The sequence below is a fragment of the Staphylococcus caprae genome, assembly GCF_002902725.1.
Taxonomy (GTDB): domain Bacteria; phylum Bacillota; class Bacilli; order Staphylococcales; family Staphylococcaceae; genus Staphylococcus; species Staphylococcus caprae.
Genome location: NZ_PPRT01000031.1, coordinates 58,577 through 82,055, shown reverse-complemented (window position 1 = coordinate 82,055; position 23,479 = coordinate 58,577). Strand labels below are relative to the sequence as shown.

Sequence of the window (23,479 nt, the reverse complement as noted above, 5' to 3'; positions counted from 1 at the left end):
GAAGGTTGATGACGAATGATTAATTACACACTCAGCAATTACTTTGATACAAGATGGAAGACAATGTACAACGATGGAGATCCTTATTTGTACATAAGAAAAGCTTATCCGAATCCATTTATCAAAGGTTTAGACATTATTATTCCTCAAGCAGGCATCTATACGTCTTATGTTGTTAGAGATTTGGAGAAAAATATTATTTTCACTTCCAAATGTATACCAAACTTTAGAAATTTCAGAGAAATTCATTGTAATTATAGAAATACAAAAATTGATATGAAAGAGTTTACGTTGGTTAATAAACCGGTTAAGTTCACTTATGATAATGAAGACTATTTTATTAAAAAAATGAGCCCAGAAACTTGTATCATTACAAATTATGAAAATGAACAACTATCACATTGGGCTAAGAATGAGGGACAAGTAAGTTTTCATATTTTAGATGAGCGTAGTAAACCAATTGAAGAATTATTATTAATTCTGTCACACACATTGATGAATAAAATTTAGACGATTCATTATCTGAACGCACAGACTATTTTTTGTCTAATCAATGGTCATATTGTGTCCAAATTATTACAAAATGGAATAGGTGTTATTGAAAATATGTATTTTTGTTATAGAAATACAGCACTTATAATAAGAGTCAGCGCAATAATTTAATTATTTTTGCACGAAATCTTTTTAGAAAGGTGAGCAAAAATGCCTAACAACAAGTCAAAAAACATAGTGATTATTGGCGCTGGTGTCTTAAGTACGACATTTGGTTCTATGATTAAAGAATTAGAACCTAATTGGAACATCAAACTCTTTGAACGTTTAGATCGTCCAGGTATCGAGAGTTCTAATGAAAGAAACAATGCCGGTACAGGACATGCTGCGTTATGTGAGCTGAACTATACAGTTCAACAACCTGATGGTTCAATTGATATCGAAAAAGCGAAAGAAATTAATGAACAATTTGAAATTTCTAAGCAATTCTGGGGACACCTCGTGAAAAGTGGCAACATTGATAATCCTAGAGAATTTATTAATCCCCTTCCTCACATTAGTTTCGTAAGAGGTAAGAATAACGTACAATTCTTGAAAAATCGTTACGAAGCAATGCGTAACTTCCCAATGTTCGACAATATTGAATATACAGAAGATATTGAAGAAATGAAAAAATGGATGCCATTAATGATGAAAGGTCGTACAGGCAATGAGATTATGGCAGCCAGTAAAATTGATGAAGGTACAGATGTGAATTATGGTGAGTTAACACGTAAGATGGCTAAAAGTATTGAACAGCACCCTAATGCAGAAGTTCAATATAATCATGAGGTCATTGATTTTAACCGACGTCAAGATGATACATGGGAAGTGAAAGTAAGAAATCGCAATAACGGTTCTGAAGAAACTGTATTAGCGGATTACGTCTTTATTGGTGCTGGTGGTGGCGCTATTCCACTATTACAAAAAACTGGTATCCCTGAAAGTAAGCACTTAGGCGGGTTCCCTATTAGCGGTCAGTTCTTAATATGTACCAACCCTGCAGTTATTAATGAACATGACGTTAAAGTTTACGGTAAAGAACCACCTGGCACACCGCCAATGACTGTACCTCATCTCGATACACGTTATATTGATGGTGAAAGAACATTATTATTTGGGCCTTTTGCGAACGTTGGGCCTAAATTCTTAAAAAATGGTTCTAACTTAGATTTATTTAAATCTGTTAAACCATACAACATCACAACTTTACTTGCAGCTGCAGCTAAAAATTTACCTTTAATTAAGTATTCAATCGATCAAGTATTGATGACTAAAGAAGGTTGTATAAACCATCTACGCACGTTCTACCCTGAAGCACGTGACGAAGATTGGCAATTATACACTGCAGGTAAACGTGTTCAAGTTATTAAAGATACACCTGAGCACGGTAAAGGATTCATTCAATTTGGTACAGAAGTTGTTAACTCTGAAGACCACTCTGTCATTGCATTATTAGGTGAATCACCAGGAGCCTCAACTTCAGTTTCAGTAGCGTTAGAAGTTTTAGAAAGAAACTTCGCTGATTATGAAAATGAATGGAAACCTAAAATACAAAAAATGATTCCATCATATGGACAATCTCTTATCAATGATATTCAATTAATGAGAGAAACACGTAAACAAACATCAAAAGATTTAGAATTAAATTATTATGAATCTTAATAATTAACCCTTTCCCTACAAAATATTAAGATTCTATAACGGGTTATCCCCCCTTAACCCAAAACCTTTAATAAATATTGTAAAATTTTGAAGTAACTTTTAAACTAACAAAAGTTGAAATTAATTTAACCTTATTCCCTATATCCCTTTCGGAGAGAGCCAACTTCGAAAGGGATTATTTTATATAAACTTGGCAACAAAGTAAAATTAAGTAAGAGGGTCGCTTATTTTAACGACGTGTTGATTTCAGTCTCATTTTAACTGCGTCTTAATGTATAAAAGACAAGCATCACAATATGAAGAAGCCCAAAACCTATTATTCCTAAAAATACAATAAATGAAAGGTTATCAAAAGGCTTAAAATAGTCTACTGCCACTTTCCAATTTATAAAATAGTCACTACATTTCCACGATATTAAAATCCCTAAAAGTCTACTTATTAAAATGATGAAATAGCTCTTCAGGTTGAATGAAAAACAACCCAAAATAATCAAAATAATAAATGGTATGTAACCCCACATTGTATACGTCTTATAATCTACAATCATGCCTATGAATTCAATCGGTATTAAACTTAAGATGATCCATATGCCACGTTTAATCGATATTATTGAAACACACCTCCATTTATTAAGAACGTATCATTTTAATGAATGAAATAAAACTAATCTAAAGACAAAAAATTCACTCATCGTATGACGAGTGAATAAATTGGAAATTTCAAGAGAATTAAATTATAAAAAAGAACGATAAGATAAAAGTGGAAAGTTGCTTTTATGTCTGAGGTAATGAAGAATAGTCTTTGAATGCATAAAGAATAAATGTCCATGGACGAATATGTACATTTATCTATATGCAAACCACTCATTATCTATCGTTCTAAAATCGTAATAATTACGATTTAAAATTATATTACTTCCTCTTATCTTTAAAGTCAATTAAAAACTTGTTTGGTCTCTAAAATGTCATTTCTGTTTAAATCTTTTATTCCTCTGGCGTAAACACTTCCGCCTCACTGTCTGGAGGATAATAAAATCCATTAGGAACAGTTTGTAATTCGATAAGACTTCCCCAAGGCGTTTTAACATAAACTGTTTGGTTTCCATCAGTATCTTCATATCTTGTATTGCTATGTGACTCAGATATAGGCTCCCCGCCTGCCGATCTTACTTTTGCGACAGCCGCTTCGAAATCATCCACATAAAATGAAATATGAGTATAACCCACATCTTGTAACGATTCAGGCCCTCGTTGTTTTGCATTTTCAAATTCAAACATTTCTATATTAGGCCCATTCCCAAATACCATCATCCGTTTGTGAACGATTTGAACACCTTTACCTATGCCAAGGATGTGTTCGACATGCTTACCTCCACGCGGTTCTTCGTCTTTTCTTTGACTATCATATGCAATTTTCCCATCTAAACCTTTTTTGAAAAATTCCGTAGCCTCTTCTATATCAGGTACTGTTAAACCAATATGATTGATACCTCTTGAGATATCTTTCATACCCATTCACCTCTCTATAGTTCAATTTAGAAATCATTTATCACAACGATTATTCCCTACATCAATCATCCCCACACATAGTTACATTTGAACACAATTGATAATTTATATCCAAAAAGGGTAATTAATAAATAGAAGACATTAAAAAAATTTATCCAACATCATACTTATCTATTGCAACTTGACCATCCGATCATTATAATATTTATATCAGGTATAAAAATTATACCTATATATAATAAAAAAAGGGGCAATTATTTTATGACACAATTTACATTTGATCCAGTACACAGCGACATTCAATTCCAAATCAAACACTTAATGGTTTCTAAAGTAAAAGGTACATTCACGCAATTCGATGTTCAATTAGATGGAGACATTAATGACTTAAGTTCACTAAAAGCAACTGCAACTATCGTTCCAAGCTCAATCGATACTCAAAATGAAGATAGAGACAATCACTTAAGATCTGGAGACTTCTTCGCTACAGATGAAAATGATAAATGGACATTTGAAACTAAGGAAATATCAGAAAATAAAGTAACTGGCGATTTAACTATTAAAGGTGAAACACATGAAGAAACATTTGACGTTGAATTTAATGGCGTAAGCAAAAATCCTATGAATGGTGCGCAAGTAACTGGATTCATCGTTACTGGTACAATCGATCGTGAAAAATATGGCATCAGCTTCAACCAAGCTTTAGAAACTGGTGGCGTAATGTTAGGTAAAGACGTAAAATTCGAAGCATCTGCTGAATTCAGTTTAGAAGATTAATAGAATACAACATCACTATCATTTTACATTGCAATATGTTACACACGGTGTTATAATACATTTATAAATTAGTTCCATTAGCAACACCAAACCCCTCAATATTGCATCTAGTGAGGGGTTATTTAGTGGTGGGCTATAGCATGTCGCCTATTTTTTATTACGATTGTCTAGCCAAAACTTAAACATCGTAACAATGCATCCTATAGCCCAATTTTTAATTTACGCCTTTTTTAATTTACTTTTTCTTTCAAACAAATCTAGGCCTACTGAAATTGGTAACTCTGATGTCCTTTGGCAAATCCATTTACTGTGTAAATCATTGAACCACCTTCAGAACCATTCTCAATATCATTCGTACAAATTAACAATTGATTCGTACCAGGAATAAATTGTGGATGTGTTGAACGTAGCATTTTACCTTCATCACGGCCTGGCATTAGAATTTGACCAATCAGGTAACCTTTTTTATTAAAGACTAAGACACGTCCTTGACCATACATTGCTACATAAAGGTTGTCATCACTATCGATACAGCATGAATCTGGACCTTCGTGTCCTGTGAAATAATATGGAATCGTCGCTCCAAACGGTGCGATAGTCACTCCATCTTCTTCTAATTCAATACGATGTAGACGATTGGTAGTTGTTTCAGTAACCCATAGTACGCGTTCATCAGTACTTAGCGCTACACCATTTGCTACGGAAATATTTTGAATCACTGGTGTGATTGACTTAAAGTCCGGAGAGACATAATATACGCCCCCAAGAGGCTTCGTAGAGTATCCTCTGAAGTCAGTGAAATAAAAGCCGCCTTTACTATCGAAGACCATATCATCAATACAATATTCTGTATTCAATTCAGAAACGATTTCTTCAAATTGTTCTCCTTCCTCATTAGTCGCAAAGATGCCCCCAGTAGTTTTAAAATCGCCTAAATAACATACAAATAAACGCCCGTCTTTATGAAATTTGATTGCTGCAGGATTTGTTTTTTCAGATACAAATGAACGTGAAACCTCTTTCGTAGAAGGATCTACCTTAAAAATATTTCCTTCAAAGACATCTAATAAAAATAAATGGCCTTCGCGATTAAAGTTTAATCCCTCTAACTGTAACCCTCTATCTGAAATTTTCACCCAAGGCTCTGCTGTAACGGTTTGCAACTCATTTTCAGATACAATTGGCGCAACACTTGCAGATTTCCCAATATATTTTAATGTAGGCAAGTCTTGATTATTCATTATTCAAACCCCTCTTTCTCTTTTTAACACTTTGTTACTATTTTATAAGAACTTATGCTAATTGTCATTACAGCGACATGATATCGCTTACATTTAAATATATTCTCTCTGAAAATGACGTGCAATATAGGCTTACATTTTCAAAAAATATCGTCTTTAAGAATGATTTATGTGCTAGTATATTGAAACTCTTTATCATTTTGGTACAATATTATAATGGTAAAAATGTAAACAGCATCAATATTTATAAGCTTATGACATTTATATAAATCATCGTCCCTATATAGAGAAGAATTGAAAGAGGAGAATGTAAGAATGGATTATAGAGTACTTTTATACTATAAATACGTAACTATCGATGACCCCGAAACTTTTGCTGCAGAACACTTAGAATTCTGCAAAGAAAATAATTTAAAAGGTAGAATCTTAGTTTCTACAGAAGGCATTAATGGTACTTTATCTGGTACAAAAGAAGATACAGATAAATATATTGAACATATGCATGCAGATGAACGTTTCGCTGATTTAACTTTCAAAATTGACGAAGCTGAAGGTCATGCATTCAAAAAAATGCACGTTCGACCAAGAACAGAAATCGTTGCGTTAGGTTTAGAAGATGATGTAGACCCTCGCGTAACAACAGGTAAATACTATTCACCTAAAGAATTTAAAGAAGCTTTAGAAGATGAAGATACAATTATCTTAGATGTACGTAATGACTATGAATTCGATTTAGGCCATTTCCGTGGCGCAGTTCGTCCTGACATCACACGTTTCCGCGACTTACCTGAATGGATCCGTAATAATAAAGATCAATTAGATGGTAAAAATATTGTGACATATTGCACTGGCGGTATCCGTTGCGAAAAATTCTCAGGTTGGTTAGTTAAGGAAGGTTTCGAAAATGTAGGACAATTACATGGTGGTATTGCAACTTACGGTAAAGACCCTGAGACTAAAGGTGAATACTGGGATGGCAAAATGTACGTTTTCGATGAACGTATTAGTGTTGATGTGAACCAAGTTGAAAAAACTGTTATCGGTAAAGAACACTTCGATGGCACACCTTGTGAGCGTTATATTAACTGTGCAAACCCAGAATGTAATAAACAAATTCTTGTTTCAGAAGAAAACGAGGAAAAATACTTAGGCGCATGCTCATATGACTGCGCAAAACATGAACGTAATCGTTATGTTGCAAAACATGATATTAGTGATGAAGAATGGAACCGTCGTTTAGAAAACTTTAAAGATGTTCCAGAACATGCACATGCTTAAGTGATAATTACTTTAGCCCTTAAAATGAGTTGACTAGAATTCATTTTAAGGGCTTATTTTATAACCATATTCCGATGCGCTATTTAGAATTAAACATTTCGTCATAAATTTTTTACATTAATCCAAGAATTCGATATTTCGCCCTCTTGTTATTTATAATTTGAAAGTTTTATTACTTTAATTTGTCACAAATTATTACACTTTTTCTAATTTGTTTTATCTTCTCTTTTTCAATAAATATAGCTATGCTAATATTAAGAAAATTAAAACTTATTTATTAATTTCTTTCCGTAGCTTTTGTTTTAAATAATGTATAAAAGCGGAAAGAGATCATCGTAACAAAGGAGCGTTTTTATGGAATGGATTAAATTAATTGGTATTTTAATCATTATTATTGGCTTTATCCTTAAGTTCGACACTATCGCTATTATTTTAATTGCAGCTGTAACGACAGGTCTTGTTGCTGGTATGGATATAGTCGAAGTGCTATATACACTTGGCAAAGCCTTTGTCGATCAACGTCTCGTAACGCTATTTATACTTACTCTCCCGATGGTTGGTTTGATTGAGCGTTTTGGATTAAAACAACAAGCATCAAAACTCATTAGTAACGTCAAGAAAATTACCACCGGGCGACTTCTTACTTTATATTTAATTATTCGTGAAATTGCTGGTGTTGCTTCAATTCGTGTCGGAGGTCATCCTCAATTCGTTAGACCTTTAATTAACCCAATGGTTCAAGGTGCCCTTCGTACGCGTTACAACCTATCCGACAAAGACGTTGATAATAAAGACATTGAAAAGTTAAAAGCTGAAGCTTCGGCAATGGAGAACTATGGTAACTTCTTCGGACAAAACTTATTCGTGGGAGCTGCTGGTGTTTTACTTATGGTTGGCACATTCCAAACACTCAACATCAAAGTCAACGCGTTGAGCTTAGTACTCGCGTCAATTCCAATTGCTATTATCACTTTGATTCTCGTGTGGATTAAAAATATTCTGCTCGATCGCTATTTCAATAAAAAATATGGACATAAAGAGGTAAAAGATCATGAGTGAAACAACTTTAAATCATATTTTAGAAATCTTCTACATCCTTATCGGGCTACAATTTTTATATACTGCTTATCGTTCTTTACGCTCAACTGATAAATCTAAAAGTTTAGGTACTGCAGCATTCTGGACGATACTGGCTGTACTTTTCATAGGTGGTCCTTATATTCCAAACGTGATTAACGGTATGCTCGTTCTATCTATGGGCGTGTTGACCCTTTTCAAGCAAGTAAAAATTAAAAATATTATCGACGTCACAGATAAGGAAGCAGAAAAGGGATCTGCCAAGTATGGCAATAAACTCTTTATTCCTGCGGTTGTCTTAGCAGTGGTAGCGGTCATCGTCTCGAACTGGACGCCACTAGGTGGAGCCATTGGTCTTGGCGTGTCATCTGTAGTTGGATTGATTACAGCGTTATTGATTATTAAGCCCAAGCTTTCATTCACATTATATGATAGTGATCGTTTAACCCAACAAGTTGGTACAACTGGCATCCTACCTCAGTTCTTAGCAGCGCTTGGTGTGCTCTTTACTGCAAGCGGTGTGGGACAAGTAATTTCAAAAGGAATTTCATCATTCTTACCTGAAGGCAATCATCTTATCGGTGCCATTGCCTATATTCTGGGTATGGTACTCTTTACAATGTTGATGGGTAATGCCTTTGCTGCTTTTACAGTGATTACCGCAAGTATCGGTATTCCATTCGTTATATCACAAGGTGGCGACCCAATTGTTGCTGGTGCACTCGCAATGACAGCTGGTTTCTGTGGAACACTACTCACACCTATGGCCGCAAATTTTAACACCTTACCCGTTGCATTATTAGAGATGAAACAAGAGTTTGGCGTCATTAAAGCACAAGCCCCTATCGCGCTCGCATTAATTGTCATTCATATTGCATTGATGTATTTTTGGGCATTTTAAATATTAAAGGAGGTCACAAATTATGAAAATTCTAGTTACAGCATTTGACCCTTTCGGAGGAGAAAAGATGAATCCAGCTTTAGAAGCAGTCAAACAATTAGACGAAACTATCGGCGATCATAGCATCACAAAGTTAGAAATCCCGACAGTCTTTCATGAATCGAAAGAGGTCATTTCTAAAGCCTTAGCTGAAAATGATTTCGATGTCGTCTTAGCAATTGGCCAAGCGGGAGGTCGATTTGAAATCACACCTGAACGTATTGGTATTAACATTGATGATGCACGTATTGCAGATAATAAAGAAAATCAACCTATTGATGAAGTCATTCAAAGAGATGGCCCACCAGCTTACTTCTCAAATTTACCTGTAAAAAAGATGACAGAAGCAATTAAAAATGCCGGTGTACCAGGTAGATTATCAAATACTGCAGGAACATTTGTATGTAATCATGTTCTATATCAATTAGGTTATTTAGCTGACAAATCATATCCAGGTTTGCGATTTGGTTTCATTCATGTACCATTTATTCCAGAACAAACGATTAATAAACCGGACAAACCTTCAATATCTATTCATACAATTGTTAAAGGATTAACAGCTGCAATCAAAGCAATTGATACCCTTGAAGATAAAAAAGTCGCATTAGGAGAAACACATTAATTATATTTTCAACAACAAACAAGAGGTCGGGACAAAAGTGTTTAGGATTTGAGCAGAACCGAACGATGAGCAAAATTGATTTTCAAATTTTGTCGAATTGTGAGTGTTACTGCCGAAAATCCTGCTTTTGGGACGCCGTTAATCGGTTTCCCAGAGCATAAACTATAATGTTCCCAACCTCTTCTTATTTTAAAAATTACTATTTGTTTTTAAATGATTGGTGGCCCTGTGGTGTCTGGACTAAATGGATTCCATACATTTCGTGTCACATGAACATTTGCGAAGGAATGTAAAATCAGTATAAATAATAATTGATTCTCATTAAATACTTCATGTTTCCCTCCCACGTGTGCATAGTCACCAATTTGTTTCCAACTTGCTATTTCATTTTCTCTTTTCGTATCTTTAATTACCGTATATCTATTTTCATCTGAATGAATATTGTAAATGACTCCATTATATTTCATTATTCCATATGTTTCTTCCCGACCATTACTTTGTTTGTCGAATAGAATTTGAGATTCCCCGCTACTCGAATAGTAGGTTACCTCGAAATGCTTTTGTGTCATTTGGGTCTTTACTTTAACATGCGCTATCAAATGTTGTTGGTTATCATAAATCGTGAATTGATTAAATTTAAAGCCCATAGTGAAGAAGCTAATGATACGTTGGAAAACATTACTATATTTTTTCTGTATCGTACCAATATGTTTTTCTGAATTCCCTTTAATGTCGGAAGATTTTGTAGAAAATCGATTTCGCTTAAAGTATTTATACATGCTTTCACCTATATTCAATATGTCTTACTTTTATGATAAACAAACCTTTATAATGAATTCAAATCGTTTCTATCCTATATGAGTAGTCATTTTCCAAAGCGGGTAGACAAGTCCTGTAAGAATGATTAAGTAATCACTTGAAAGGGTGTTATAGAGAATGACTAAAACAGTTTATGATGTTATAGATTTCGGTGTGAATTATATCAGAAGTGTTTATGACGACTGGGATGTGGTGGAAGTATTAGATAAAGATGATAGCGTATTTCCAAATACATTGCATTGGCAATATGGACATGTGTTAACTGTGTTCGAAGAAGCGTTATCTATGGGTAACCAAGAAGTTGTAGATGTTGAAAAGTATGGCCGATTATTTGGTACTGGCACAAAGCCTGCTGACTGGGGAAATGAAGATGTTCCTTCCATTGAAAGTATTTTAAATGATATTAAAACATTACCTGAACGTGCGAGACATTTAACTGATAAGGACCTTGAAAAAGAAGTAGATCAACCTGTCGCAGGATGTAAAACTTTAGAAGAATTTCTTGTACTGAACGCATTACACATCCCATTACATGCGGGTAAAATCGAAGAAATGACACGTGTGTTAATATCTGCACAATAAACCGTTTGATTATTCCGATGGCTTATGATTAAGCTGTCGGAATTTTTATGTTTTCAAAAGTGTAGCACCTTTATTGATAATCTTTATCATTAAAATTCTTTTAGGTCTGTACATATCATTTTCAGAAGACTATGATTGAAATGTAAAAAAGAACATTAAAAGAAAGAAGGAAAGTTATTATGGAGAATACGGTAAAATATCGTAAATTCATCCTACCAATTGTCGTAGGTTTGATTATTTGGGCGCTTACCCCTTTTAAACCTGATGCCTTAAATGATCAAGCTTGGTACATGTTCGCAATCTTTGTTGCTACGATTATCGCATGTATTACACAACCTATGACCATCGGTGCTGTATCTATCATTGGCTTTACGATTATGGTACTCGTTGGCATTATGGATACTAAATCGGCTGTTCAAGGATTTGGTAATAGTAGTATCTGGCTAATCGCTATGGCCTTTTTCATTTCAAGAGGGTTTGTTAAAACTGGTCTTGGACGACGGATTGCACTCCAATTCGTTAAATTATTCGGTAAGAAAACGTTAGGACTAGCATATTCACTCGTTGGTGTTGATTTAATTTTAGCACCAGCAACACCTAGTAACACTGCACGTGCAGGCGGAATTATGTTCCCTATTATCAAATCTCTTTCAGAATCATTTGGTTCAACACCTAAAGATGGTACTGAAAGAAAGATGGGTGCCTTTTTAATTTTCACAGAATTCCAAGGCAACTTAATTACTGCAGCCATGTTCTTAACGGCAATGGCTGGTAACCCTATTGCTCAAAGTTTAGCAGAGAAGACTGCACATGTTCACATCACATGGATGAATTGGTTTATTGCAGCTATCGTGCCTGGTCTTATTTCACTTATTGTTGTTCCATTCATTATTTATAAGATGTACCCTCCAACTGTTAAAGAAACGCCTAACGCTAGAAAATGGGCAAACGAACAATTAGATGAAATGGGCAAAATATCTTTAGCGGAGAAATTTATGATTGCGATTTTTATCATCGCATTAGCACTATGGGTAACAGGAAGCTTTATCAATGTTGACGCAACGCTCACAGCATTTATTGCGTTATCACTTCTATTACTTACTGGTGTATTAAATTGGAAAGATATTTTAAATGAAACTGGGGCGTGGAATACACTTGTATGGTTCTCAGTTCTTGTACTTATGGCTGATCAGTTAAATAAACTAGGATTTATTCCTTGGTTAAGTAAAATCATCGCACATAGTTTAGGTGGATTTAGTTGGCCAATCGTACTTATTTTACTTATCTTATTCTTCTTCTATTCACACTATTTATTCGCAAGTGCAACGGCACACGTCAGTGCAATGTATGCCGCACTCCTAGGTGTAGCCGTAGCAGCTGGAGCACCACCATTATTTAGCGCATTAATGTTAGGTTTCTTTGGTAACTTACTTGCTTCAACAACGCATTATAGTAGTGGTCCGGCACCAATCCTTTATGCATCAGGTTATGTATCTCAGAAACGTTGGTGGCTGATGAACCTCGTACTCGGTATCGTGTACTTTATCATTTGGATTGGTTTAGGTTCGCTATGGATGAAATTAATTGGTATTATGTAGTTTTGAATCGCTCTTTTTAGGGCGATTCTTTTTTCATTACACTCGGCTTCTATTCCTAACATTTGGTGGACGGGATGGTTTGAAATTTCCACGAGTACTTTAGCTATATAATGTGATCCATATTCCACTTCACTATTCATCCAGCGTTCAATAACCCCTAAATGTCCATATATTGTATGGTTCAATATAATATCCTTTTTAAAGTCAATGTTCACATTGTTTTTCTCCAGTAAAGGGTAATAGATTTCCTCTCTTACTTTTTGAACAAGTAAAGCCCTGAAATACGTATTATTCATATTCATAATTAGCACTTTGATAAATTCAAAGTTAAGTTCAATAAATTCTAATAATCTATAAAATGAAATTTCAAAATCAATGTTGAAAATCTCATCTTCATTCATTGGATTACTTTTCACATATTCAATCATTTCATTGATTGTTTCTTCAATAATTGAGTTAAGGAAGTCATCTTTACTTTTATAATGCAAATAAAAAGTACTTCTGTTGATATTTGCTGCATTCGCAAGTTGCTGAATCGTAATTTTTGAATAACTTTCCTCATTCATTAGTTGTGTTAATCCCTTTTTCAAATACTTATTTGTTCTAATTTGACGTTTATCCATTCTAGACAACTCCTAACTTAAGTCTATTAAATCTAATTTAATTAACATTTCATCCTAATTTGTTTATTAAGTCGTTTTCCTCAAAATTTTAAGGAGGACATTCTTATTCTTCTGTGCTATTTTATCTAATAGACACATCGTCTATTAAGTTTGATTATATTGTATCAGAAATCAACGGTAATTAATAAAGGGAGGTTCTTATTATGAATAATAAACGAGAGATTATAGATATTCATCACCATATTATTCCCAAAATTTATAAAGATGCATTAAAGAAAATTGGCGTTACCACTGCGGGTGGCTACCCTATCAAAAATTGGGAACCTCAAGATAGTATTCAAATGATGGATGCATTGAACATTCAAGTTGGTGTCACATCTATCTCAGAACCAGCGACATTACCTTTTAAAAGAAAACAAGCAGCGAAAGTCGCACGTGAAGTTAATGAGTATCAAGCTGAACTTAAGCGCACCTATCCAGGAAGATTTAAATGTTTAGCATTACTTCCTATGCCTCACGTTAAAGAAACGATTAAAGAAATCGAATATGCTTTAGATGTTTTAAAACTAGATGGTGTAGGTTTGCTTTCAAACTATGATCAATCTTATTTAGGTGACGATGAATTTGATAAAGTGATGGCTAACTTGAATCAACGTGATGCCATTGTATTCGTCCATCCAAGTTCTGCATCATCTCGGTTTAAAGCACCTCAATTTGTATTTGCTGACTTTATTGAAGAATTTACTTTTAATACAACACGTGCTGCTTCGAATTTAATTTTCAGTGGAACGATGGAGCGCTATTCAAATATTAAATTTATCTTAGCGCATGCTGGTGGAACCTTACCGTATTTGAAATGGCGTATTAATGAAACGTTAAATACTCAAAAATATGTAATGGAAGATCCTAAAAATAGACTTAAATCATTTATTACTGGTAAAAAATCAGATTTAGCTAAAGAAGTTGCCAAACATCCAATTCGATACGCTAAAATGTTCAAAACATATAAAAAAGGGTTGGATCGTTGGAGCACTTTATCACAATCTGCTGAAGATTATATGCGTCAATTTTATTATGATACAGCACTATCAACAGGTGAATCGGCATTCGCCAGTTTAAATGAAGTAACGGACAAATCACATATTTTATTTGGTTCAGATGCACATTATGCCCCAAATGATTGGATTGCCAAAATGGAGAAAAATATTGAAGAATCTAGGTATTTTAATGAAAATGATAAACAAAATATTTTCCAAGGAAATACTGCTCAAATTTTGAAATAGGAGGAAAAAATGATGAAGGCTTTATTAAAATTTAAATGGCCGATATCCATATTAGTGATTATTGTTATCGCTCTATCCCTTATTTTCTCACCTAATTTATCTCAACTTGCAAAAGAGAAAGGTGAAATTAAGCCTCCGAGTGATACTACATCACAAAAATATGAACAAATGTTAAAAGATGTCGGTGCAAACTCTAATTCTATGGTCGCTGTCATCGACTTGAAGAAACCGATTAACAGTAATGGAAACGACCAATTAGAATCTTATATTAAAAAAATTAAAAAAGTAGATAACGTTGATAACGTCATCTCACCATATACTAATAAAGAAACATTCAATAAAGTCGTTTCTAAAGATAAGAAAACGGTCATGCTTCCGATAGAGTTAAAATCTAGTAACTCTGAAAAAGTCGCAAACAATATCAACAAAATCGACCAACATTTCAAAGGTGTGTATTTAACAAATAATGATTTAATGACCAAAGATATTAATAAAAGTGCTGATGCAGGCTTACAAAAAACTGAAATTGTTACGGTCATTCTCATTTTAATTATTTTATTTGCGGTGTTCCGCTCAGTAGTCACACCATTCATCCCATTATTTATTGTGGGTATTTCATATGTATTTAGTTCTGCAATTGTAGCGATATTAGTAAAATACTTTGATTTCCCAGTGTCCGTATATATTCAGCCGTTCCTCGTAGCTTTACTATTCGGTATTGGCACAGATTATTGTATTTTATTACTCAACCGCTTCAAAGAAGAACTAGGTAAAAATGATAAAATAACTGCTGTTTATAACACGTTTGTAAGTGGTGGTAAAACCATCTTATTATGTGGACTTACAATTTTCGTAAGTTTCTTAGTCATTTTATTTGCTAAATTCGACTTATTTAAATCTGCCATTGGCATTGGTATTGGTGTTATTTGTTTAATGCTCGTTATTTACACATTATTACCATTGATTATGTCATTGTTAGGTGAAAAAATCTTTTGGCCTAGTAAGAAATCTACAAGCCACAAAGATAACAAGTTCTGGGGTAAGTTGGGTTCATTTTCAATTAAAAATGCATTCCTCACTATCTTAGTGATACTCGCAGTATTTATCCCATTAATTTACTTTACACCTAATAAAATCACTTACGATAACACAAATGAAATTAGTGATAGCTATCACTCAGTTAAAGCCATCAACATCATTAAAGATAAATTTGAACTTGGTGAAGCCTTCCCTGTCACTATTGCCATTAAAGACGACCACAAATTAACAACGAGCAAGGGATTAGGAGATCTCGAATCACTTTCTAAAAGTATTAATAAAATAGATGGTGTGAAAGGCGTAAACACAGTCACTCGTCCTACAGGTACACCAATCAAACAACTTTCAGCAACAAATCAACTTGATACGATTCAGAAGAAATTAAATAAAGCTAATAATGGCTTAGGACAAGTGAATAGTGGCTTAGGAGATATGCAAAGTAAAGTTGAGCCTTATACTAACTCTGAAAAGGTTCAACAACAAATGCAACAAGGTTCTCAAAATCCACAAGCTGCATCACAAAGTATCACGCAACAAGCTGGTCAATTATCTCAAGGCTTACAACAAGCCCAACAAGGTAACCAAAAAGTAATGAACGGTCAAAAAGAGATTCAATCTTACTTAGACGGTATGGCCAACGATAAGAGCGTGAATCAATCTGGTATGTATATCTCTGATGACATGATGAAAAACAAAGATATGAAACAAGCCATTCATCAGTACAGTGATGATAATGGAAAAGTTGTACTGCTCAACGTAGAGCTTGATAAAAATCCTTATTCTAAGTCTGCGTTTAAAACATTAAATGACATTAAGGATACAGTTTCAAATCAAACGAATGATACAAGCTTTGATCACAGTAAAATTGAATATGGTGGGATTACGTCACAAAACTCTGATTTAGACCACACAATTAATTCAGATATGCAAAAAGTGATTATACTCATGTCATTAATCACATTTATCGTACTCGTTATATTTAAACGCTCAATTATTATGCCACTATATATGATGTTCTCAATACTCCTCACATACTATGTATCAATGAGTATTGCTAATCTCATATTCGATCATGCATTCGGTGGTAATGGCGTATTACTTGTCGTACCATTCTTTAGTTTAGTTACTCTCTTCTCACTGGGTATCGATTATGCTATTTTCTTACTCAATCGATTTAACGAAGAGGTTCAAAACGATGATATTCATACTGCACTGATTACTGCTATGAAGAAAATGGGTACAGTTATTATTACAGCATGTGTCATTATTATCGGAACGGTGGCAGCACTTTATACATCTGGTGCGCTCACATTAATGCAAATCGCTACCGTATTAATTATTGGATTGCTTATTTATAACTTACTCATCTTACCTTTATTCATTCCGTCTATGGTGGCTACATTTGGTAAAGGAAATTGGTGGCCATTTAAGATGAATAACAAAGAAAAATAAATGATCGCTAGATATAGAAATAGCACCCTACACTTCAAATGAATGTGAGGGTGCTGTTTTTTAAATATATGTGCCTTTTACTGAGAAAATATAATGAAGTCATTATTTTGCAATTGGATTTCTTTTAATATTCATATATTGAGAAATGCTGTATAAAATAATTCCTATCCAGATAAAGATAAATGTAATAAGTTGATTGATATCGAATTTTTCTTTAAATACAAAGATACCAAGTATAAACATAATCGTTGGTCCTACATATTGAATAAATCCTGTCAGTGATAAAGGTATACGTTTCGCTCCTGCAGAGAACAGTATTAATGGAATCGCTGTGACTGCCCCTAAAAAGATAAGCCAAAACGATGACATGTTGAAACCAAATGTCATATGATGTTGTTGCCATAAATAAATGACATATATAATACCCGCTGGTGCAGTTACAATGCATTCGATAGCTATACTACTAATCGCATCAATGTGAACAACCTTCTTAAGGAGACCATAGACGCCAAACGATAGTGCAAGCATGATAGATACGAATGGAAATTCTCCAATTTTAATTGTCATATAGAGTACACCGATTAATGCAAAGATAATTGCTAGCCATTCAAATTTGTTGAATCTCTCTTTTAAGAAAATAAGTGCAAGCACAATACTGACTAGAGGATTAATATAATAACCTAGACTTGAAGTACATGACCATTCGTTACGGCCCAGATAAAGGTTCCCCAATTAATCGTAATCACATATCCAGCCACAATAATTGCGATGAGTTGTATAGGATGTGAAAATAACTGATTCACATCTCTGATGAACGCTTGTCGTTGATTGCGTCCTACGATAAGTACAAGAATCATAAAAATCATTGAGAAAATGATTCTAAAAGCAAGTATTTCGAAAGCGCCAATATGATTGATGAGCTCCCAGTACATAGGAAGAATACCCCATAATACATACGCGCCTAATGCAAAAAATATTCCCTTTTTATACTCAGATGCCATGATAAGCCCCCTCACTCTATGTAAAATAAAAAATGAGCATTATTTCAGCTCATTTGATAGTATGCTTATTTAGTTTACTAATTCTACTCAATGAATGATACAAATCTGTTTGTGAGTACAGACTGAGTGATTAAATTTTTATTCGTCATAAATGAATACGATTATCTAAACCATGAAGTTTTATCCTCCAAAGAATAAATCTATAAAGTCACTTGTACGATTTGCACTTTCTTTATAAAACTCAGTATAACCACAATTTGTACATGTAATTGTTTTAAAATTATTATGTTGAATGTCGAACATTTTCGATAAACCTGATCCAGTCGCCGAAAGTGTTCCTTCCTCGATTTCAGTGTGACCGCACTTTACGCAACCTTTTTCTTCAGACATATATTTTCCTCCTTACAATTACCTTCTTTTCATTGATTACACACTCAACTATTACACATTGGATACTGAATGAAACACAATTAGGTATAACAGTGTTGTCACTTTTTCTTACAAATTATAGGCATTTCTATGATTAAAGCGTAAAATAATTGCATCTAATGAGGGTATTTCGTTCAAAGTGAAAAAGCATTGATAAAGATGAAAATTTACCAATGCTTAAATCAAGTTCTTCAATTTTAGACTGCCTACCCTCTTGTTTATTGAGATAGCGCAATTTTAATATGTTCAAGATGATGACGTTCATGCCAAGATAATTTAGCTAATAAGAATCCAACTGTGAGCTCACCTGTTCCTACTAAATTAACTTGTCTATCAAGTTGTTCTTCTGTGACATTTTCTCCAATTGCTACTACACGTTTGTTTAACCCCTCAAGCAATTGAATAGATACTTCAATTGGTAATTCTGAATCCGCCAAATCTACCCATTGATTTTGATCAAACTCAGGTGCTGACGGATTTTCTTCAGTTAACGCTAATTTCAAACGGCTGAATAACTGTAACTGAGAATCTGCAATATGATGGACAAGTTGTCTCACCGTCCAACTACCCTCACGATATCTTTTCTTCAACTCTTCCTCTGAAATTCCATTTACGACGTTTTTGAGTTGGTCAATATATCTTTCTACCTCACTCATCCATCGTTTCACGTCGACTAAACTCACTTGGTTAGGTAATTCCAATTCTCCTATAGGAAATCTTACATCCATTTTATCCACCCCCACATTTTATCAATACAACTTCAGTATAATTTAATTTTCAGAGAATGAAAAACTTACACATTTATAATTTGAGTAGTCATTCTACTTCAATTCATATATTTAGAGGAGGGAGTTGTCTTAGTTAGATTATTAAGTATGTCATATACACGTGAATTCAGTGATTTACTTGAAGAAATTAGTCCCACTTTACGCACGTGATTTTCAAGTCTAGTATAATTAAGCTTTAAATTTATCTTATCTAAATAAGAATATGGCAAAAGAGTAATACCTTTATTCGTAGCAACATTAGCTAAAATTGTTTCAAAGTAATTATTATAAACCAAATGTTCTCTTGTATTTTTGAAATTACTTTTTATAAATCGTAGGGTATCACATGGAGGTGTTTGGACATAAATCTGTTCTGCTGAAATATTTATGTCCGAATTATTCAACTCTCCTCTCTCCTTAGAGTAAATGACAAAATAATCTTCACCATATAATTCTTCAGTATAAAAATCATCGATTCTCAAGTTAGTAATATCGCCAATAGCTACATCTATTTTTTTATCTTTTAACGCATCTATCAAACTAATAGTATTGTCGTTAATTAAAATCTGAAAGTTATAACAATCACTATTTTGAATTTCCTTAATGTTAATAGGATAAAAGCTAGGTAATATCCCCAGTCTAATAGTATTGCCGTTTAGATTAGATTCAGATACCTTTATACTTTCAATTTTTTCATAAACTAATTTTAGTTTTTCTAAAATTAATCGCCCTTCTTTTGTTAAAAAAGCCCCCTTGCTATTTCTAACAAAAATTTTTTGATTTAATTCATTTTCAATTGCTGTAATTCTTTTTCTAATCGCTGGGGTACTTATATTCATTACTTCAGAAGCTTTATTAAAGCTTTTATATTTAGCAACTTCTAGTACATCTTTAATATAATCCGTTTCCATTTCGTTCTCCTTGAAACTTTTAGTTCACACGTCTTGAAACGTATTCATTATTCAAAGTAATCTATTTAAATATTAACCTTAATTTACAACATTAAAAACTATTTGAACCAGTTAAATGGAGGTTATTATGAAAAGAATTCTTATTTTAGCTTTAGGTATGTTTGCTCTAGGAATGGATACATACATCGTAGCTGGATTAATCCCAGAAATAAGTAAAAGCTTAAATCATACAAGTACAGCTATCGGACAAGGCGTAACAGTCTTTACACTAGTTTTTGCAATTTCTGCTCCGTTGTTTTCAATATTTTTATCAAAAATTAATGTGAAGTATACGCTTATGGTAGCATTATTCATTTTTATTATAGCGAACATCTTAACAGCATTATCATTTAGCTTACCTTTTTATTTGATTGCTAGAGCTATTGCTGGCTTAGGCGCTGGTATATTTTCACCCATGGCTGTAAGCACAAGTAGTCAATTGGTAGAGAATAGTCATAAAGGAAAGGCTTTAGCAACTATTGTTGGAGGCATGAGCGTAGGAACTGTAGTAGGCGTACCACTAGGTATTCAAATATCTAATATAAGTTCATGGAGATTCACTCTGGTATGTATAGCTTTATTAAGTAGTGTGGCTCTGTTGCTCATATCTATTCATTTCAAACAAATATTTGTACCTTCTCCTCCAAGCATTAAAGCGCGTTTTAATTTATTTATAAATCCCAATATTATTAGAGTGATAACAGTTACGGTTTGTGCAGCAATATCTAGCTTAGGGCTTTATACCTATTTAAGTAACTTAGTTGATCAATATCCTAGTGTCTACTCAATACCTATTTATTTAACAATATGGGGTATTGGAGGCTTAATTGGGAGTTTTGGTATTGGCTTTATTTTAGATAAATTTAAATCTACTAATTTAATTATGTTAAGTATAATGGTTTTCCTTCTTATCAGTTTTATACTTTTACCGTTTATTATTCAAATACCTCTGTTGAGTAGCGTTCCTTTTTTAATATGGGGAGCTATGGGGTGGGCAACACAAGCACCTCAACAACATATATTAATTAAGCAACATCAAGATTATGGAAGTACTGCTGTTGCCTTAAATAGTTCGATTAACTATTTAGGAAGTAGTATTGGCTCAGCCTTATATGGTTCTCTATTATTGATAACTCGGAATATCAACGCACTTATAATTCTGTCTATTTTGTTTTGTAGCATGGGGGTATTGGTACAATTAATAAATACAATTTTAAACGTAAAGAAAACGCAATAAAGTTATCTTTATTCATATAGACTTAATACAAGTTCCTTTTTGATGTTTTTCGTTAAATCTATAAAATGATTACATTGCCATTTTTGAGTTTTAAGCGCAGTAGTATTCAAATTTGTTTCCCAAACTGGATAAACTCTAAATGCCATTTTGCCTTTCTTTTCATCATGACTTAAGATACCTTTTTTCAACAAGAGATCCTTAGAAAATACAAATTGACCACGTTTATCATTATCGATGACATTGACAATTAATTTCTCGGGAAAGTTTTGATAATCAAACGGTTGATTGATGTGAGTTTTATCTTTAATCCAGAGTGTTACAAAGTATCCTGATTTTTTAGGCGTACTTTTAGCTAATCTACTTTTACAACATGTATGATTTAACTTAAGATCCATTGCTTCATACTCTGTATTCCATTGTTCTTCGGAGATGATGTTATAGTTTAAATCCATACACTTTGATAAGTGATTCAAAATTTCAACTGATTTCCATTTCATTTTTATTAGCACCTTTAAATTTATTTTTATAAGAACATCACGTCTCAATACAATAAAAATTCCTATGACACTTCATTACAATCATGTATTTGAGCCATAGGAATTTTCTTTTTATTCTTAATCTACATATCTCCAATTGATAAATATTTCGTTTCAAGGTATGGTTCTATGCCTTCGATGCCACCTTCTCGACCGTAACCACTTTGTTTCATGCCACCAAATGGTGCGTGTGCAGCTGATGGTCCTCCATCATTCCAACCAATAACGCCATAATCTAAAGATTCGTATAAGTGGAATCCTGTATGATAATCGTTAGTGAAGAAATAGGCTGCGAGTCCAAATTCAGTGTCATTCGCCATTTGAATCGCATCTTCTAAATCTGAATATGTCATTACTGGTGCAATAGGGCCAAATGTTTCTTCATGCATGGCTTTCATTTCTTGGTTAGCATTTGAAATAACTACAGGTTTTAAGAAATTACCACCTAATTCTTGAATGTCTGATAATGAACGCGATAATTGGCCACCCTTATCTTCTGCCGTCTTTAATCTGGTCAATTACTTTATTAACACCTTCTTGATTAATAAGTGGACCCACAACGACATCCTCATCCATGCCGTTACCTACTTTCAATGCATGAACTTTTTCTGTTAACTTTTCAATATACTCTTGTTCAATTGATTCGTGAACATAAATTCTATTTGCGCAAATACAAGTTTGGCCTGCGTTACGGAATTTAGTAGCAATCGTTTGATCAACTGCTAAATCCACATTCGCATCTTCATGTACGATTAGAGGTGCTAAGCCACCTAATTCCATCGTCACATTTTTAACAGATTGAGATGCCTGCTCAATTAATTTTTTACCAACTTGAGTTGAACCAGTAAATGTAACTTTTTGAATGATTGGACTCTCATTAAAGATTTCTCCAGCATCTTTACCGGATAAAATCACATATTGAATCGCATCTTCTGGAATACCCGCTTCATGTGCTAATTCAACTAATCGAATTGTCGTTAGAGGTGTTTGCGTTGCTGGTTTACAAACAATCGTGCAACCTGCGGCTAAAGCAGGCGCCATTTTACGTGTAATCATTGCTGCTGGGAAATTCCAAGGTGTAATTGCACCTACGACACCTACTGGGAATTGCTGTACAATAATCTTTTTAGATGATGAATTGGCAGGAATTGTACGACCATAGATACGTTTTGCTTCTTCTGCATACCATTTAATATAAGAATTAGCATAATCGACCTCGCCTTGTGCTTCTTTATAAGGTTTGCCACCTTCTTGTGTAATCAATTTTGCTAATTCATTTTTATGTTCATCAACTAAACGTGCCCATTCAAATAACTTTGCTGAACGTTCATGTGCATCCACTTGTTTCCATGATTGAAATGCTTCATGTGCACGTTCAATTTGACGATGTGCGGTTTGTTCGTCAGTATATTCTAAAATCTTAATCACTTCATTTGTTGCTGGATTCAAAACATCTAATTTTGTCATTTAAATCCACCCCTTTGGTAATATTTTACACTTCCGATTGTATACCACTCTATCTTC

The 23,479-nt window shown here is 33.7% G+C and carries 21 protein-coding genes and 2 pseudogenes; 12 read left to right on the top strand and 11 right to left on the bottom strand.

Annotated features, from left to right (window positions below; translation table 11 throughout):
- Positions 1-15: 15 nt before the first annotated feature.
- Entirely contained in the window at positions 16-510 is a 495-nt protein-coding gene (locus tag CD155_RS06865) for a tubby C-terminal domain-like protein (protein WP_232019002.1), read from the top strand.
- Positions 511-702: 192 nt separating this feature from the next.
- Complete coding sequence (gene lqo, locus CD155_RS06860; RefSeq protein ID WP_103212888.1) at positions 703-2,196, top strand: L-lactate dehydrogenase (quinone); 1,494 nt, start codon at positions 703-705, stop codon at positions 2,194-2,196.
- A gap of 984 nt (positions 2,197-3,180) precedes the next feature.
- On the opposite strand, the gene CD155_RS06855 is transcribed toward lqo, so the two are convergent.
- Positions 3,181-3,705 (bottom strand): VOC family protein, encoded by a 525-nt coding sequence (locus tag CD155_RS06855; protein WP_037541758.1) that lies wholly within the window; start codon positions 3,703-3,705, stop codon positions 3,181-3,183.
- 261 nt (positions 3,706-3,966) lie between these two features.
- Here CD155_RS06855 and CD155_RS06850 point away from each other — a divergent pair, with 261 nt between their 5' ends.
- Positions 3,967-4,482 carry a YceI family protein gene (locus tag CD155_RS06850; protein ID WP_044466649.1) on the top strand — a complete coding sequence of 172 codons (516 nt, stop codon included), beginning with the start codon at positions 3,967-3,969 and terminating at the stop codon, positions 4,480-4,482.
- 147 nt (positions 4,483-4,629) lie between these two features.
- Here CD155_RS06850 and CD155_RS12795 read toward each other — a convergent pair whose 3' ends face one another.
- Both CD155_RS12795 and CD155_RS06845 read right to left on the bottom strand, forming a co-directional pair.
- Entirely contained in the window at positions 4,630-4,686 is a 57-nt protein-coding gene (locus CD155_RS12795; RefSeq protein ID WP_256605086.1) for a type I toxin-antitoxin system Fst family toxin, read from the bottom strand.
- Between the two features lie 59 nt (positions 4,687-4,745).
- Entirely contained in the window at positions 4,746-5,723 is a 978-nt protein-coding gene (locus CD155_RS06845; protein WP_103212887.1) for an SMP-30/gluconolactonase/LRE family protein, read from the bottom strand.
- A 315-nt stretch (positions 5,724-6,038) separates the two neighbouring features.
- Here CD155_RS06845 and trhO point away from each other — a divergent pair, with 315 nt between their 5' ends.
- From trhO to pcp, 4 genes are all read left to right on the top strand, one after another.
- On the top strand, positions 6,039-7,001 hold the full coding sequence (trhO, locus tag CD155_RS06840; protein ID WP_103212886.1) for an oxygen-dependent tRNA uridine(34) hydroxylase TrhO: 963 nt from the start codon (positions 6,039-6,041) through the stop codon (positions 6,999-7,001).
- Between the two features lie 354 nt (positions 7,002-7,355).
- A complete protein-coding gene (locus CD155_RS06835; protein ID WP_103212885.1) occupies positions 7,356-8,060 on the top strand; it encodes a DUF969 domain-containing protein in 705 nt (234 codons plus the stop codon).
- Entirely contained in the window at positions 8,053-8,979 is a 927-nt protein-coding gene (locus CD155_RS06830; protein WP_103212884.1) for a DUF979 domain-containing protein, read from the top strand. The genes CD155_RS06835 and CD155_RS06830 overlap by 8 nt, the downstream gene beginning before the upstream one ends.
- Before the next feature lie 22 nt (positions 8,980-9,001).
- A complete protein-coding gene (gene pcp, locus CD155_RS06825; protein ID WP_103212883.1) occupies positions 9,002-9,640 on the top strand; it encodes a pyroglutamyl-peptidase I in 639 nt (212 codons plus the stop codon).
- Between the two features lie 209 nt (positions 9,641-9,849).
- Here the strand turns inward: pcp and CD155_RS06820 are convergent, their stop codons facing one another.
- Complete coding sequence (locus tag CD155_RS06820; protein WP_103212882.1) at positions 9,850-10,419, bottom strand: tubby C-terminal domain-like protein; 570 nt, start codon at positions 10,417-10,419, stop codon at positions 9,850-9,852.
- Positions 10,420-10,576: 157 nt separating this feature from the next.
- Between CD155_RS06820 and CD155_RS06815 the strand changes: the two genes are divergently transcribed.
- On the top strand, positions 10,577-11,041 hold the full coding sequence (locus CD155_RS06815) for a DinB family protein (RefSeq protein WP_103212881.1): 465 nt from the start codon (positions 10,577-10,579) through the stop codon (positions 11,039-11,041).
- Between the two features lie 179 nt (positions 11,042-11,220).
- The gene (locus CD155_RS06810; protein ID WP_070873472.1) at positions 11,221-12,639 is read left to right on the top strand and encodes an anion permease; all 1,419 of its coding nucleotides are present in this window, start codon (positions 11,221-11,223) and stop codon (positions 12,637-12,639) included.
- On the opposite strand, the gene CD155_RS06805 is transcribed toward CD155_RS06810, so the two are convergent.
- Positions 12,537-13,262, bottom strand: a complete 726-nt coding sequence (locus CD155_RS06805; RefSeq protein ID WP_256605022.1) for a TetR/AcrR family transcriptional regulator — start codon at positions 13,260-13,262, stop codon at positions 12,537-12,539. The genes CD155_RS06810 and CD155_RS06805 overlap by 103 nt on opposite strands.
- A gap of 203 nt (positions 13,263-13,465) precedes the next feature.
- On the opposite strand from CD155_RS06805, the gene CD155_RS06800 reads away from it, so the two are divergent.
- Together CD155_RS06800 and CD155_RS06795 are read left to right on the top strand one after the other, a co-directional pair.
- Entirely contained in the window at positions 13,466-14,545 is a 1,080-nt protein-coding gene (locus CD155_RS06800; RefSeq protein ID WP_103212880.1) for an amidohydrolase family protein, read from the top strand.
- A 12-nt stretch (positions 14,546-14,557) separates the two neighbouring features.
- On the top strand, positions 14,558-17,035 hold the full coding sequence (locus CD155_RS06795; RefSeq protein ID WP_103212879.1) for an MMPL family transporter: 2,478 nt from the start codon (positions 14,558-14,560) through the stop codon (positions 17,033-17,035).
- Between the two features lie 102 nt (positions 17,036-17,137).
- On the opposite strand, the pseudogene rarD reads toward CD155_RS06795, so the two are convergent.
- The 4 genes and pseudogenes from rarD to CD155_RS06775 form a co-directional block, all read right to left on the bottom strand.
- Positions 17,138-18,036, bottom strand: a pseudogene (gene rarD, locus CD155_RS06790) (EamA family transporter RarD).
- A gap of 180 nt (positions 18,037-18,216) precedes the next feature.
- Positions 18,217-18,426: a zinc ribbon domain-containing protein gene (locus tag CD155_RS06785; RefSeq protein WP_002444793.1), complete on the bottom strand. Its 210-nt coding sequence runs from the start codon at positions 18,424-18,426 to the stop codon at positions 18,217-18,219.
- 257 nt (positions 18,427-18,683) lie between these two features.
- Positions 18,684-19,193 carry a YfiT family bacillithiol transferase gene (locus CD155_RS06780; RefSeq protein WP_103212878.1) on the bottom strand — a complete coding sequence of 170 codons (510 nt, stop codon included), beginning with the start codon at positions 19,191-19,193 and terminating at the stop codon, positions 18,684-18,686.
- Between the two features lie 98 nt (positions 19,194-19,291).
- Positions 19,292-20,143, bottom strand: a complete 852-nt coding sequence (locus CD155_RS06775) for a LysR family transcriptional regulator (RefSeq protein WP_103212877.1) — start codon at positions 20,141-20,143, stop codon at positions 19,292-19,294.
- Between the two features lie 127 nt (positions 20,144-20,270).
- Between CD155_RS06775 and CD155_RS06770 the strand changes: the two genes are divergently transcribed.
- On the top strand, positions 20,271-21,419 hold the full coding sequence (locus CD155_RS06770) for an MFS transporter (RefSeq protein WP_103212876.1): 1,149 nt from the start codon (positions 20,271-20,273) through the stop codon (positions 21,417-21,419).
- Between the two features lie 8 nt (positions 21,420-21,427).
- Here the strand turns inward: CD155_RS06770 and CD155_RS06765 are convergent, their stop codons facing one another.
- Positions 21,428-21,916, bottom strand: coding sequence for a MepB family protein (locus tag CD155_RS06765; RefSeq protein ID WP_103212875.1), 489 nt, complete (start codon positions 21,914-21,916; stop codon positions 21,428-21,430).
- A 122-nt stretch (positions 21,917-22,038) separates the two neighbouring features.
- A pseudogene (locus tag CD155_RS06760) lies at positions 22,039-23,422 on the bottom strand (NAD-dependent succinate-semialdehyde dehydrogenase).
- Positions 23,423-23,479 lie beyond the last annotated feature (57 nt).